Origin of the sequence: Acidovorax sp. 94 (assembly GCF_003634645.1) — a bacterium.
Taxonomy (GTDB): Bacteria; Pseudomonadota; Gammaproteobacteria; order Burkholderiales; family Burkholderiaceae_C; genus Acidovorax; species Acidovorax facilis.
The window spans coordinates 2447464-2460048 of the sequence record NZ_RBJA01000001.1 but is presented as its reverse complement, the minus strand read 5'-3'; the positions used below and the strand labels follow the sequence as shown (position 1 = coordinate 2460048).

The 12585-nt window shown below is 61.6% G+C and carries 15 protein-coding genes; 13 read left to right on the top strand and 2 right to left on the bottom strand.

The genetic code is table 11. From position 1 onward, the window contains the following. Positions 1-9: 9 nt before the first annotated feature. Positions 10-813, bottom strand: a complete 804-nt coding sequence (locus tag C8C94_RS11350; RefSeq protein WP_121420776.1) for an SAM-dependent methyltransferase — start codon at positions 811-813, stop codon at positions 10-12. Continuing rightward, complete coding sequence (locus tag C8C94_RS11345) at positions 810-1409, bottom strand: Maf family nucleotide pyrophosphatase (protein WP_121420775.1); 600 nt, start codon at positions 1407-1409, stop codon at positions 810-812. Before C8C94_RS11345 ends, C8C94_RS11350 begins: the two co-directional genes overlap by 4 nt. A gap of 25 nt (positions 1410-1434) precedes the next feature. Between C8C94_RS11345 and C8C94_RS11340 the strand changes: the two genes are divergently transcribed. From C8C94_RS11340 to C8C94_RS11280, 13 genes are all read left to right on the top strand, one after another. Beyond that, positions 1435-1983: a DUF177 domain-containing protein gene (locus C8C94_RS11340; protein ID WP_121420774.1), complete on the top strand. Its 549-nt coding sequence runs from the start codon at positions 1435-1437 to the stop codon at positions 1981-1983. A 111-nt stretch (positions 1984-2094) separates the two neighbouring features. Beyond that, positions 2095-2277: a 50S ribosomal protein L32 gene (rpmF, locus tag C8C94_RS11335; protein WP_005794249.1), complete on the top strand. Its 183-nt coding sequence runs from the start codon at positions 2095-2097 to the stop codon at positions 2275-2277. Positions 2278-2385: 108 nt separating this feature from the next. Beyond that, positions 2386-3441 carry a phosphate acyltransferase PlsX gene (gene plsX / locus C8C94_RS11330; protein WP_055399475.1) on the top strand — a complete coding sequence of 352 codons (1056 nt, stop codon included), beginning with the start codon at positions 2386-2388 and terminating at the stop codon, positions 3439-3441. Further along, the gene (locus C8C94_RS11325) at positions 3441-4418 is read left to right on the top strand and encodes a beta-ketoacyl-ACP synthase III (protein WP_121420773.1); all 978 of its coding nucleotides are present in this window, start codon (positions 3441-3443) and stop codon (positions 4416-4418) included. Before plsX ends, C8C94_RS11325 begins: the two co-directional genes overlap by 1 nt. Positions 4419-4478: 60 nt before the next feature. After that, positions 4479-5429, top strand: coding sequence for an ACP S-malonyltransferase (gene fabD, locus C8C94_RS11320; protein WP_121420772.1), 951 nt, complete (start codon positions 4479-4481; stop codon positions 5427-5429). Further along, positions 5426-6172 carry a 3-oxoacyl-ACP reductase FabG gene (fabG, locus tag C8C94_RS11315; protein ID WP_121420771.1) on the top strand — a complete coding sequence of 249 codons (747 nt, stop codon included), beginning with the start codon at positions 5426-5428 and terminating at the stop codon, positions 6170-6172. Before fabD ends, fabG begins: the two co-directional genes overlap by 4 nt. A gap of 103 nt (positions 6173-6275) precedes the next feature. Beyond that, positions 6276-6515: an acyl carrier protein gene (acpP, locus tag C8C94_RS11310; protein ID WP_003058049.1), complete on the top strand. Its 240-nt coding sequence runs from the start codon at positions 6276-6278 to the stop codon at positions 6513-6515. 47 nt (positions 6516-6562) lie between these two features. Beyond that, entirely contained in the window at positions 6563-7807 is a 1245-nt protein-coding gene (gene fabF / locus C8C94_RS11305) for a beta-ketoacyl-ACP synthase II (RefSeq protein WP_055399467.1), read from the top strand. A gap of 454 nt (positions 7808-8261) precedes the next feature. Continuing rightward, the gene (locus C8C94_RS25860; RefSeq protein ID WP_233573450.1) at positions 8262-8447 is read left to right on the top strand and encodes a hypothetical protein; all 186 of its coding nucleotides are present in this window, start codon (positions 8262-8264) and stop codon (positions 8445-8447) included. 6 nt (positions 8448-8453) lie between these two features. After that, positions 8454-9080 (top strand): RNA polymerase sigma factor RpoE, encoded by a 627-nt coding sequence (gene rpoE / locus C8C94_RS11295; RefSeq protein ID WP_055399464.1) that lies wholly within the window; start codon positions 8454-8456, stop codon positions 9078-9080. Positions 9081-9089: 9 nt separating this feature from the next. Next, the gene (locus C8C94_RS11290) at positions 9090-9770 is read left to right on the top strand and encodes a sigma-E factor negative regulatory protein (protein WP_121420769.1); all 681 of its coding nucleotides are present in this window, start codon (positions 9090-9092) and stop codon (positions 9768-9770) included. A gap of 117 nt (positions 9771-9887) precedes the next feature. Further along, positions 9888-10883, top strand: a complete 996-nt coding sequence (locus tag C8C94_RS11285) for a MucB/RseB C-terminal domain-containing protein (protein ID WP_255424237.1) — start codon at positions 9888-9890, stop codon at positions 10881-10883. A 180-nt stretch (positions 10884-11063) separates the two neighbouring features. Next, positions 11064-12530, top strand: a complete 1467-nt coding sequence (locus C8C94_RS11280) for a DegQ family serine endoprotease (protein ID WP_121420767.1) — start codon at positions 11064-11066, stop codon at positions 12528-12530. Positions 12531-12585 lie beyond the last annotated feature (55 nt).

Below are 12585 nucleotides of genomic sequence, written 5' to 3'. Positions count from 1 at the left end.
GGTTCATGCTTAGCGGCCCATCGCAAACACGACAGGGGTGCGGTTGTCGGGGGGCGTGGGTTGCTGGCGCCATTGCCGCACGAGCTGGCTGCGGATGCGTGCGTCGGGCAGCGTCAGCCCGCTGGCCAGCGCCAGGCGGGTGTGGGGCTGCAGCGTTTGCACCAGGGCCTGCCAGAGGGCGGCGTTGCGGTAAGGAGTTTCGATGAAAAGCTGGGTCTGTCCTGTCTTGAGGGCCAGGCCTTCCAGCTCCTTGATACGCTGGGTGCGCTCCTGGCTGTCCTGGGGCAGGTAGCCGACAAACGCAAAGTGTTGCCCGTTCAATCCGCTGGCCGCCAGCGCCAGCAGCAGCGACACAGGGCCCACCAGGGGTACAACGGGGATATCAAGGTCGTGTGCCGCGCGCACCACGGACGAACCCGGGTCGGCCACTGCAGGCATGCCCGCCTCGCTGATCAGCCCCATGTCGTGCCCATTCAGTGCCGCTGCGAGCAGCGGGCGTGCGTCGAACGGGGCTGATCCTTTGTCGCCATGGTCGCCTTTTTTGTGGACTTCGCGGGGAAGCTCGGTGATCTGCTGCTGCTGCAGGGGGGCTGCCAGGGGGTGTAGTGCGTCGATGCGTTTGAGGTAGGCGCGTGTACTCTTGGCGTTCTCGCACACCCATTGGGTCAGCCGTGCAGCCGTCTGAAGGGTGGCCGAGGGCAAGGCATTCTGCAGCGGGACCTGGGCGTCGCAGCCAAAGTCGAGGGGGGCGGGCACGAGATAAAGCGTGCCCTTGCGAGCGCCTGAGTGCGGTTCGGTGGGGGGATTTGTCATGGCAGCACCAAGCCTGCCGCGCGCAGCATGCGGCAGGTGCGGATCAAAGGCAGTCCGATGAGGGCTGTGGGATCGTCGCTGTGGATGGCATCCAGCAGCGCAATGCCCAGGCCTTCGCTCTTGGCGCTGCCAGCGCAGTCGTAGGGCTGCTCGGCGCGCAGGTAGCGCTCGATTTCCGCGTCAGACAGCTCACGGAATTTCACCTCCACCGGGGCCAGGTCGATCTGCTCGAAACCCGTAGCGGCACACACCACGGCCACGGCGGTCTGGAACACCACGGTTTGGCTGCTCATCTGGCGCAGTTGCACCACCGCACGCTCGTGGTGGCCGGGCTTGCCCAGGGGCTCGCCAGCGAGGTCGGCAACCTGGTCGGAGCCGATTACCACCGCATCGGGGTGGAGTTGCGCCACGGCGCGTGCCTTGGCCAGCGCCAGGCGCAAGGCCAGTGAGCTAGGGGCTTCGCCCGGCAGGGGGGTCTCATCCACCTCCGGGGCCGTGACGTCAAAAGGCAGGTTCAACCGCTCTAGCAATTCACGCCGATACCGCGATGTGGAGCCCAATACCAGAGGGCGTTTCAGGGGGGGGGATTGATGCATGCGCCGATTCTCTTACACTGCCGCCATGACCAAGGAATTCTCCCCCCAGCGCCTCGACGTGAAAGCCTTTGCACAGGCGGGCGGTCGGCTGGCGGGCCACGATTCACTGCTGAAGTACGAACGCCTGGCCCAGGAGGCCAAGGGCCTGCACCCGGACCTGATGGTGGACTGGGAGGCTGTGGGCGAAGTGCGCACGGCGCTGGGCGGCATGGGCCAAGTCTGGCTGCATATCAAGGTTACTGCGAGCTTCCCCATGGAATGCCAGCGTTGCATGACGCCGGTGGATGTGCCGCTGGAGGTGGACCGTGAGTTTCGCTTCGTGGCCGACGAGGCCACCGCAGAGGCTCTGGACGACGAAAGCGAAGAAGACCTGCTGGCCATGAGCCGCGAGTTTGACCTTCACGAGCTGATTGAGGATGAGTTGCTGATGGCCTTGCCCGTGGTGCCCAAACACGACGAGTGCCCTACCGCAGTACCACTGGCTTCTTCGGACGACGATTTTGAGGAAGCCAACGACGAAAAGCCCAATCCTTTTGCGGCGTTGGCCGCACTGCGCAAAGACAACAAGGGCTGATTGGACGACCCAAAAATCATTTGGGTTATAATCGTGGGCTTCACGCGAACCCCATCGTGTCTTTTTGGGCTGATCGCGTTTTTACCAACCTATTCCAGATCAGGAGCCATCATGGCCGTTCAGCAAAACAAAAAGTCCCCCTCCAAGCGCGGCATGCACCGCTCGCACAATGCCCTGAATGTGCCAGGCATTGCTGTGGAACCCACCACCGGTGAAACGCACCTGCGTCACCACATCAGCCCCAACGGTTTCTACCGTGGCCGTCAGGTGCTGAAGAACAAGTCTGAAGCCTGATCTTCGCCCCATCCAAAGGCCCGTTGCTACTGAAACCGTAGCGCGGGCCTTTGTTTTGACCGTCGTATTTATTTTTCCGGCCCTCCTGGCCGGCCGGACAAGTCGCCCATGATCACACTGGCTGTTGACTGCATGGGGGGCGACCATGGCCCCCGCGTCACGCTCGCGGCGTGCCGCCAGTTTCTCGATACACACCCTGATGCCCGCCTGCTGCTCGTCGGTCTGGTGGATAGTCTGCAATCGTTTTCGCACGACCGTGCCACGATCATTCCTGCTACCGAAGTGGTGGCCATGGATGATCCTGTCGAGGTGGCTCTGCGCAAGAAGAAAGATTCTTCCATGCGCGTGGCGATTCAGCAGGTCAAGGATGGCGCGGCCTCTGCGGCCGTTTCGGCAGGCAATACCGGCGCGCTGATGGCTATTGCCCGGTATCTCCTCAAGACGCTGGACGGCATCGACCGCCCCGCCATTGCGACGCAATTGCCCAACGCCGCAGGTGGTGCCACCACGGTGCTGGACCTTGGGGCGAATGTGGATTGTTCCGCCGAACATTTGCTGCAGTTTGCCGTGATGGGCTCTGCCTTGGTATCGGTCCTTCGGGATGGCGGGGAGCCCACCGTCGGTTTGCTCAATATCGGTGAAGAGGCGATCAAAGGTAGTGAAGTAATCAAAAAAGCCGGTGAATTGCTGCGATCTGCAGCCAATTCCGGTGATTTGAATTTTTATGGAAATGTTGAAGGCAATGACATTTTCAAGGGCACTGTTGACATCGTGGTATGTGACGGATTTGTGGGCAATGTGGCCCTCAAGGCCAGTGAAGGGGTGGCATCAATGATCATTGGCGCCCTGAAAACGGAGTTCTCCCGCAACATCTTCACTAAAATCGCTGCGATCACCGCGTATCCGATCTTAAAAGCGCTCATGAAGCGCATGGACTACCGCCGCTACAACGGCGCGGCGCTCCTGGGGCTGCGCGGGCTGGTGTTCAAGAGCCATGGGTCGGCTGACACAATGGCGTTCGAGCAGGCTTTGAACCGGGCGTATGATGCAGCCCGCAACAACCTGCTCGACCGCGTCCGGACCCGGATTGCGCACGCAGCGCCGCTTCTGGTGCCTGCGGATGCCCAGCCCCAGCCTGGCGTTGCGGCGACGATGACACATTGATGAGACGCTACTCCCGCATTACCGGCACCGGCAGCTACCTGCCCCCGCGCCGGCTGACCAACGCTGATCTGGTGGCTGAACTGGCCCAGCGCGGCATCGAAACCTCAGATGAGTGGATCGTGGAGCGCACCGGCATCCGCGCGCGCCACTTTGCGGCGCCTGATGTTGCCTGCAGCGATCTGGGCCTGGAGGCTGCGCGCAATGCCTTGCAGGCGGCGGGCCTTCTGCCGACCGACATTGACCTGATCATCGTGGCCACGTCCACCCCGGATATGGTGTTTCCCTCGGCTGCCTGCATATTGCAGAACAAGCTGGGAGCCAATGGTTGCCCTGCGTTTGATGTGCAGGCGGTGTGCAGCGGTTTTGTCTATGCCCTGTCCGTGGCGGATGCCATGATCCAGACGGGTGCTGCCAACCGCGCGCTGGTCATTGGGGCAGAAGTTTTCAGCCGTATTCTGGATTTCAATGACCGCACGACCTGCGTGTTGTTTGGTGATGGTGCGGGTGCCGTGGTGCTGGAGGCGTCGGAAACGCCGGGCATCCTGTCCAGCGACCTGCATGCCGACGGCAAGCATGTCGGCATCCTGTGTGTGCCCGGCAACGTGTCGGGTGGCAAGGTCCTGGGGGACCCCGTCCTCAAGATGGACGGGCAGGCTGTCTTCAAGCTGGCGGTGGGCGTGCTGGAGAAGGCCGCGCATGCGGTGCTGGCCAAGGCGGGGCTGACCGAGGCCGATATTGACTGGCTGATTCCCCACCAGGCCAATATCCGCATCATGCAGGGCACGGCCCGCAAGCTCAAGCTGTCCATGGACAAGGTGGTGGTCACGGTGGACCAGCATGGCAACACCTCGGCAGCCTCTATCCCCCTGGCGCTGGACCATGCGGTGCGTACGGGCCAGGTCAAAAAGGGTGAGACCCTGCTGCTCGAAGGTGTGGGCGGCGGCTTTACCTGGGGCGCGGTGCTCCTGAAGTTATAGCTTGTGGCGCTTGCTGGATAAGCGCTAGGCATCAATTTCAATCATATTTCTGGATTTTTCATGAAGTCTTTTGCATTTGTCTTTCCGGGACAAGGCTCGCAATCGGTGGGCATGCTCGACGGATGGGGTGATCACCCGGTGGTGGCCCAGACCGTGCAGGAAGCCTCGGATGCCCTGGGTGAAAACATCGGCCTGTTGATCAAGGAAGGTCCCAAGGAGGCGCTGGCCCTGACCACCAACACGCAGCCGGTGATGCTGGTGGCTGGGGTGGCTGCATGGCGTGTCTGGCGTGCAGAAGGTGGTGCTGCCCCGGTCGCTGTTGCGGGGCATTCTCTGGGCGAGTATTCGGCGCTGGTTGCCGCAGGTGTGTTGACGCTGGCCCAGGCGGCGCCGCTGGTGCGCCTGCGTGCAGCTGCCATGCAGGAGGCCGTGCCGGTCGGCACTGGCGCCATGGCTGCCATCTTGGGGATGGAGGCTTCCAAGGTCATCGCAGGATGTGCCGAGGCCGTGGCCTCGTTCGGTGTGGGAACGGCAGAAGTGGTTGAGGCTGTCAATTTCAACGACCCCGTCCAGACGGTCATTGCAGGCACCAAGGCCGGCGTCGAAAAGGCCTGCGAAATGCTCAAGGCGGCAGGTGCCAAGCGCGCACTGCCATTGCCGGTGTCTGCCCCTTTTCACTCCAGCCTGATGAGGCCTGCCGCTGAGAAGCTGCGCTTGGCGCTGGCGGATGTGGCGCTTGCTGCGCCCCAGATTCCGGTTCTGAACAATGTGGATGTCGCGGTGCAGCAGGACGCTGAGGCGATCCGAGACGCGCTCTACCGCCAGGCCTTTGGCCCCGTGCGCTGGGTGGAGTGTGTGCAGGCCCTCAAGGCCCGGGGGGTCACCCATATTATTGAAAGTGGCCCTGGCAAAGTGCTGGCGGGTCTGACCAAGCGCATCGATCCTGAGCTGGTGGGTGCGACACTGTTTGATATGGCCACGCTGGCCGAAACCCGGGAGTTGTTGGCATGACGCAATCCTCATCGGCCGCGCAAGTGGCGTTGGTCACTGGCGCATCGCGCGGCATTGGTGCGGCCATTGCGCTCGAGCTGGCGGTACGTGGCTACCAGGTGGTGGGCACGGCCACGACGGACGATGGCGCCGAGCGCATCAGCCAGGCCCTGGCGGCCTACCCCGGCTGCCGTGGCGCCAATCTGAACGTGAATGACGGAGCTGCCATCGAGGCGTTGATGGATTCCATCGTCAAGCAGCAGGGTGGTCTGCATGTGCTGGTCAACAATGCGGGCATCACCCGCGACACCCTGGCCATGCGCATGAAGGACGATGACTGGGATGCGGTGCTGGACACCAATCTCAAGGCGGTTTTCCGCGTGAGCCGCGCGGCAATTCGCCCGATGATGAAACAGCGATTCGGGCGCATCATCAGCATCACCAGTGTGGTGGGGGCATCGGGCAATCCCGGTCAGGCCAACTACGCGGCAGCCAAGGCTGGAGTGGCGGGAATGACCCGTGCACTGGCCCGCGAACTGGGCAGCCGCAGCATCACGGTCAATTGCGTAGCGCCGGGATTTATCGAGACGGATATGACGTCGGTGCTGCCCGAAGAACAGCAAAAAGCCCTCAACGCCCAGATCCCTTTGGGGCATATGGGCAAGCCGCAAGACATCGCACATGCCGTGGCCTACCTTGCTTCGCGCGAAGCAGGGTACGTGACCGGGCAGGAGTTGCATGTCAATGGCGGCATGTACATGTAATTGAGACAAGTTAACGCCGGTTCATCCGGACGGCGGGCTGCTGAGGGGCTTCTCCTTAAGCGGCTAGAATCGCGGATTCATTCACAACCCCCAGAGGGAAACCATGAGCGATATCGAAGCACGCGTCAAAAAAATCATTGCCGAACAACTCGGTGTGGAAGAGTCCCAAGTCACCAATGAAAAGGCCTTCGTGGCAGACCTCGGTGCCGACTCGCTCGACACGGTGGAACTGGTGATGGCACTGGAAGACGAATTCGGCATCGAGATCCCTGACGAAGACGCCGAGAAGATCACGACGGTGCAAAACGCCATCGACTACGCCAACACCCACCAGAAGGCCTGAGCGGCGCACTGCGCCTGACTCAAGCGATCAACAGAAGGTTTTTACGCATGAGCCGTCGTCGCGTTGTCGTGACCGGCCTGGGATGCGTCAGCCCCGTGGGCAACACGGTGGCCGAATCCTGGGCCAATCTCCTTGCCGGAAAATCCGGTATTGACCTCATCACCAAGTTCGACACTTCGAACTTTGCCTGCAAGATTGCAGGGGAGGTCAAAGGTCTTGACCTGGAGTCGTACATCAGCGCCAAGGATGCGCGCGCGATGGACAGCTTCATCCATTTCGGCATTGCAGCTGCTGCACAGGCGGTTGAAGATGCCGGTCTGCCCACGGGTGAAGCGCTCAGTGAAGAGTTTGCGACACGCATAGCCTGCGTGATCGGTTCGGGGATTGGTGGCTTGCCACTGATCGAGAATACCCACGCGGAACTGGTCAGTCGCGGTCCGCGGCGCATCACGCCGTTCTTTGTGCCAGCGTCCATCATCAATATGGTGGCGGGCCATGTGTCCATGCGCTTTGGCTTCAAGGGGCCGAACCTTGCGGTCGTGACGGCCTGCACAACCGGCCTGCATTGCATTGGCGAGGCTGGCCGCATGATCGAATACGGTGATGCGGATGTGGTGGTGGCGGGTGGCACTGAATCCACGGTGTCGCCGCTGGGCATTGGTGGTTTTGCGGCCATGCGCGCCCTGTCTACCCGCAACGATGACCCCAAGACCGCTTCCCGCCCCTGGGACAAGGACCGAGATGGTTTTGTTTTGGGTGAGGGCGCCGGGGTCATGGTGCTGGAGGAATACGAGCATGCCAAAGCCCGTGGTGCCAAGATCTATGCGGAACTGGGTGGTTTTGGCATGAGCGCCGATGCAGGCCACATGACGGCCCCCAGTATGGATGGTCCGCGCCGTGCCATGCTCAACGCCCTGCGCAATGCCGGCATGAATGCCGATCAAGTTGACTACCTCAACGCCCATGGCACTTCCACGCCGCTGGGTGATATTAATGAGACGAATGCCATCAAGGCGGCCTTGGGCGACCATGCTTACAAGGCTGTGGTGAGCTCCACCAAATCCATGACCGGTCATTTGCTGGGTGGTGCGGGCGGTATTGAGAGCATTTTTACAGTGCTGGCCTTGCATGAGCAAAAGGTACCACCCACCATCAATTTGGCGAATCAGGACCCCGAGTGCGATCTGGACTACTGCGCCAACACGGCGCGTGACATGAAGATCGACGTTGCAGTCAAGAATAACTTCGGTTTTGGTGGCACCAACGGGACGCTGGTTTTCAAGCGCGTCTGATCATTGGGTCAGGTGCTCTGCCGCCCGACTTGGCGAGGCCGTGGTTCTTGTTGCGGTCCTGCAATCGTTGGTTGCTCAGCACGGGCCTATGTTCCGTGCTAAGCAGGCGGCACAGCCTTGGTAGCGTTTCGTGGGTGTAACTTCACAGCGACCACCTTCGGTGTTTTACCCCCTGCGGCGCAGCCGCCTGTTCGGGGGCTTGCTGGGGGCATTGTTGCTGATCAGCGCAGCGGGGCTGGTTGCTTGGTTCTTGCGAAGTGGTGGTGCTGCATCCCCATGGCCCGCAGCGATGGCGGGCGGTCTCTGGTGTCTGGCTGCCGCCAGCGCATTCCATTTTTGGTTCTGTCAATTTTCTGGTGGTATCCACTGGGATGGCCAGGCCTGGACACTGGTGGCTCCGAACTCCGGGGCGGCCTGGATGGCATTGTCCGGGCCTCCTGAAGTCCTTCTCGATTTGCAGTCACATCTGTGGCTGCATGTCATTCCGGTGGGGCACCGCCGCACCTGGCTGTGGCTGGCGTGTTCCGCGCAGCCCGAGCGTTGGCTGGATCTGCGGCGTGCGGTATATTCGCGCGCCAGACCGGGCGCTGACAACGCTGACGAAACCGCCCCGGCCAGCAGCCGTGGGCGTGAATCCTGAGTATCCATGACTGTAATTCCGCCTTCCCCTTCCGAAGATAGCGACCTCCAACTGGTGGAGCGCGCGGTAGCGGGCGATCAGCGTGCCTATGAGTTACTGGTCATCAAGTACCAGCGCCGTATCGAGCGTCTCATTGGCCGGATGGTGCGGGACACCGACATCGTTCAAGACATAGCGCAGGAGACGTTCATCCGGGCCTACCGCGCGCTGCACCAGTTCCGGGGGGATGCGCAGTTCTACACTTGGCTCTACCGGATTGCTGTCAATACCGCCAAGAAGGCGCTCATGGACATGAAACGCAATCCGGTCATCTCGGAGAACGCTTTGCGGGGGAACGAGGACGAAGATGAAACTTCCCGCCTCGGACACGAACTAACCAGCGACGAAACCCCCGAAACCGTACTCGCTGCCCGAGAAATCGCGCAAGCCGTGAATGCGGCTATGGAGGCGTTGCCCGACGATCTGCGCCAGGCGGTAACGTTGCGCGAGATTGAAGGGCTGAGTTACGAAGAGATTGCGACGGCCATGGATTGCCCCATCGGCACGGTGCGGTCACGGATTTTTCGGGCGCGAGAGGCCATTTCGGCAAAAGTGCGTCCTCTGCTTGAGAACCAGTCAGGCAAACGGTGGTGAGGTAATGAAATGAACAACGCTGTACGAAGTGATGGATTGGTGGGCGGTGCTGTGGTGGCTGAGATAAGCAGGCGCGAGCAATTGTCGGCACTGGCGGATGGTCAGTTGCATGGAGACGAGGTGGCGGACGCCCTGGCCTATGCGGCGCAAGCCGAAGGCCATGCCACTTGGCAGCTCTACCATTTGGTGGGAGATGTATTGCGTTCTTCCGACCTCGCGCAACCTGCCAATCCGACTTTCATAGCGCGGTTGCGTAATGAACTGGCCAAGGAAGGGCCTGTTGTACGTCCTGCGGCCGCTGCTGTGCCGCGGGTCGATGTGGTGGCCCCGGCAATGGCGGAAGCTGCCAATGCGTCGGTCTTTCGCTGGAAAATGGTCGCGGGTTTTGCGTCTTTGGCGGCAGTTGCGGCGATTGGTTGGACCTCTCTGGCCACGTTGCAAGGCAATGGTGCACCCGGCGCCACGGGTGGAGCCCAGCTGGCCATCTCTCCCGAGTCGGGTGCGAATGGCCCCAGCTCCGGTGCCCCTGTGGTCGCAGTGGCTGATGCCGATGGTGGCGCGCAGGTGATGATTCGGGATCCCCGCCTGGACGAGTTGCTGGCGGCACACAAGCAGTTTGGCAGCACATCCGCATTGCAGATGCCTGCAGGATTTTTGCGCAATGCCACCTTTGAGACGCCCAGCCGCTGAGCCGGGAGTGGCTTGCTGGCGTGGTGAGATTGTGTGATGAGCTACCCGGGAGTTTTGTGCGTTTGGTTGAAAGCACTGCCGCAGCATTTTAAACACGGGGTGATTGCTGCCCTGTGTGTGACAGGACTCTCCGTATCGGCAGGGGCCTCGTCGGCAGAGGGGGGCGTTTCTTCTGCAGCAGAGGCGGCTCCCGCGCCTGTGGAGCGCAGTATTCTGCAGTGGATCGAGCGCATGCACAGCGCGCCCTGCGCGCGCCCGTATGCCGGTACCTTTGTGGTGCTGGCTGCTTCCGGAGCGATGGCCAGTTCACGCATCTGGCACGCCTGTGAAGGGGCGCAGCAGATGGAGCGCGTGGAGGCTCTCAGTGGCACTCCCCGGACCATTTTTCGGCGCAACGACGAGGTACGTACGTTCTGGCCCCAGTCGCGTGTGGTGCGGTCGGATCGACGGGATGCCTCTGGGCTGTTTCCACGAGTTCCGCTGGTTGAGGGCACTTCCATATCCCAGTTCTATGCCGCACGCCCTGTGGGCCAAGAGCGCGTTGCCGGATTTGTTGCCGACGTGGTGTGGTTCAAGCCCGTGGACTCGCTGCGTTTTGGCTACAAGCTGTGGAGCGAGCGGGAGACCGGTCTGGTTGTGAAGCTGCAGACCTTGGGCGCGAACGGACGCGTTCTGGAGCAGGCTGCATTCTCGGAGTTGGACTTGAACGCCCCCGTTCGCGTGGAGCAGCTTTCACGGCTGATGGACGCGACCGCTGGTTACAAGGTGGTGGCGCCGGTTGTGGTCAAGACCACGGCCACGGCCGAGGGCTGGGTGCTTCGTCAGCCGGTTGCTGGCTTTGTTCCGGTGAGCTGCCATCGGCGCGCTGTGTCTGCTGACGACGGTGCGCAGGGTGTCTTGCAGTGCCTGTACTCCGATGGTCTTGCATCGGTATCGCTGTTCATCGAGACCTTTGATCCCCAGCGACACCCCTCCCAGCCCCAGGTCTCGGGTATGGGGGCCACGCAGCTTCTTGCGCAACGGGTCTTGCCCGATGTATGGCTCACAGCGGTGGGGGAGGTTCCTTTGCAGACCCTTCGCCTGTTTGCGGGTCAATTGGAGCGCACACGCTGACACTGACACTGAGGCCAGTGGCCGTGACGCTGGCGGCTGCTGTCTCTGAGCCAGCGCTGTGGCGGGGCCGTTTGCAGGGGCATGCGAAGTGCATTTGCGATGCGGGAACCAAATGGCCGCACACTCTTCACAGTTATACACCGTTTGATGACTGTATTTGCTACCAATCACGAAAGGTCGATGATGTCGAAGTTCGATGGAAATGCGCTGCGCTCCCTGGCATTTGCATGCATGTTCGCAGGGGCTGCTGGAGGCATGGGTTTGCCCCAAGCGGCCTTGGCACAACCTGCTGCAGCGGTTCGCGGTTTGCCAGACTTTACGGATCTGGTGGATCAGGTGGGGCCCTCGGTGGTCAATATTCGGACGGTAGAAAAAGCGTCGAGCCGTGCAAGTGCAAACGGCATGGACGAGGAGATGATGGAGTTCTTCCGCCGCTTTGGCGTGCCGATCCCCAATGTGCCCAGGCAGCAACGTCCTCAGCGGCCGCAAGACGATGAGCAGCCGCGCGGCGTGGGTTCTGGCTTCATCCTGACTGCGGACGGGTTTGTGATGACCAATGCGCATGTCGTGGACGGCGCTGATGAGGTGATCGTCACCCTGACCGACAAGCGCGAATTCAAGGCCAAGATCATTGGTGCGGACAAGCGTACTGATGTGGCGGTGGTCAAGATCGAGGCCACGGGCTTGCCTGCCGTCAAGGTGGGTGATGTGGGGCGTCTGCGGGTGGGCGAATGGGTGATGGCGATTGGATCGCCCTTTGGGCTGGAGAACACGGTGACTGCGGGCATTGTGAGTGCCAAGCAGCGCGATACTGGGGACTACCTCCCGTTCATTCAGACCGATGTGGCCATCAACCCGGGCAACTCGGGCGGTCCGCTCATCAACATGCGTGGCGAGGTGGTGGGGATCAACAGCCAGATCTATTCGCGCTCGGGTGGATTCATGGGCATTTCGTTCGCGATTCCGATGGACGAGGCCATCCGCGTGAGTGAGCAGTTGCGCGCATCCGGCCGGGTGACACGGGGCCGTATCGGCGTGCAGATCGGGCAGGTCACCAAGGACGTTGCGGAGTCCATTGGCCTGGGCAAGGCCCAGGGTGCGTTGGTGACCGGGGTAGAGGCGGGATCACCCGCAGACAAGGCGGGCGTGGAGGCTGGTGACATCATCACCCGCTTTGACGGCAAGTCCATCGAGAAGGTTGCGGACCTGCCTCGCCTGGTGGGCAATACCAAGCCTGGTACCAAGAGCACGATGACCGTGTTCCGCCGTGGCGCTTCGCGGGACCTGGGCATCACCATTGCCGAAATTGAGCCCGACAAGCCAGCTGCCAAAACGGCGGAGCGTGAGGAGAAACCCAAGGCTTCGGCTGCTGCACAGCAAATGGGATTGGCGGTCACGGAACTTTCGGACGCCCAGAAAAAGGAACTCAAGATCAAGGGCGGTGTGCTGGTCGCGACCGCCACAGAGGCCGCAGCACGTGCCGGCCTGCGCGAAGGCGATGTGATTCTCGCGATTGCCAACACGGAAGTGTCTGGTGTGAAGGAATTTGAGGCTGTGCTCGCCAAGGCCGACAAGAACAAGCCCATCAATGTGCTGTATCGGCGCGGCGAGTGGGCCCAATATGCCTTGATCCGTCCCGGCCGATGACGAGCGGCGTTGTGGCAGATGTGGGGGGATGGGTTGTCCCATTTCCCCACATTTG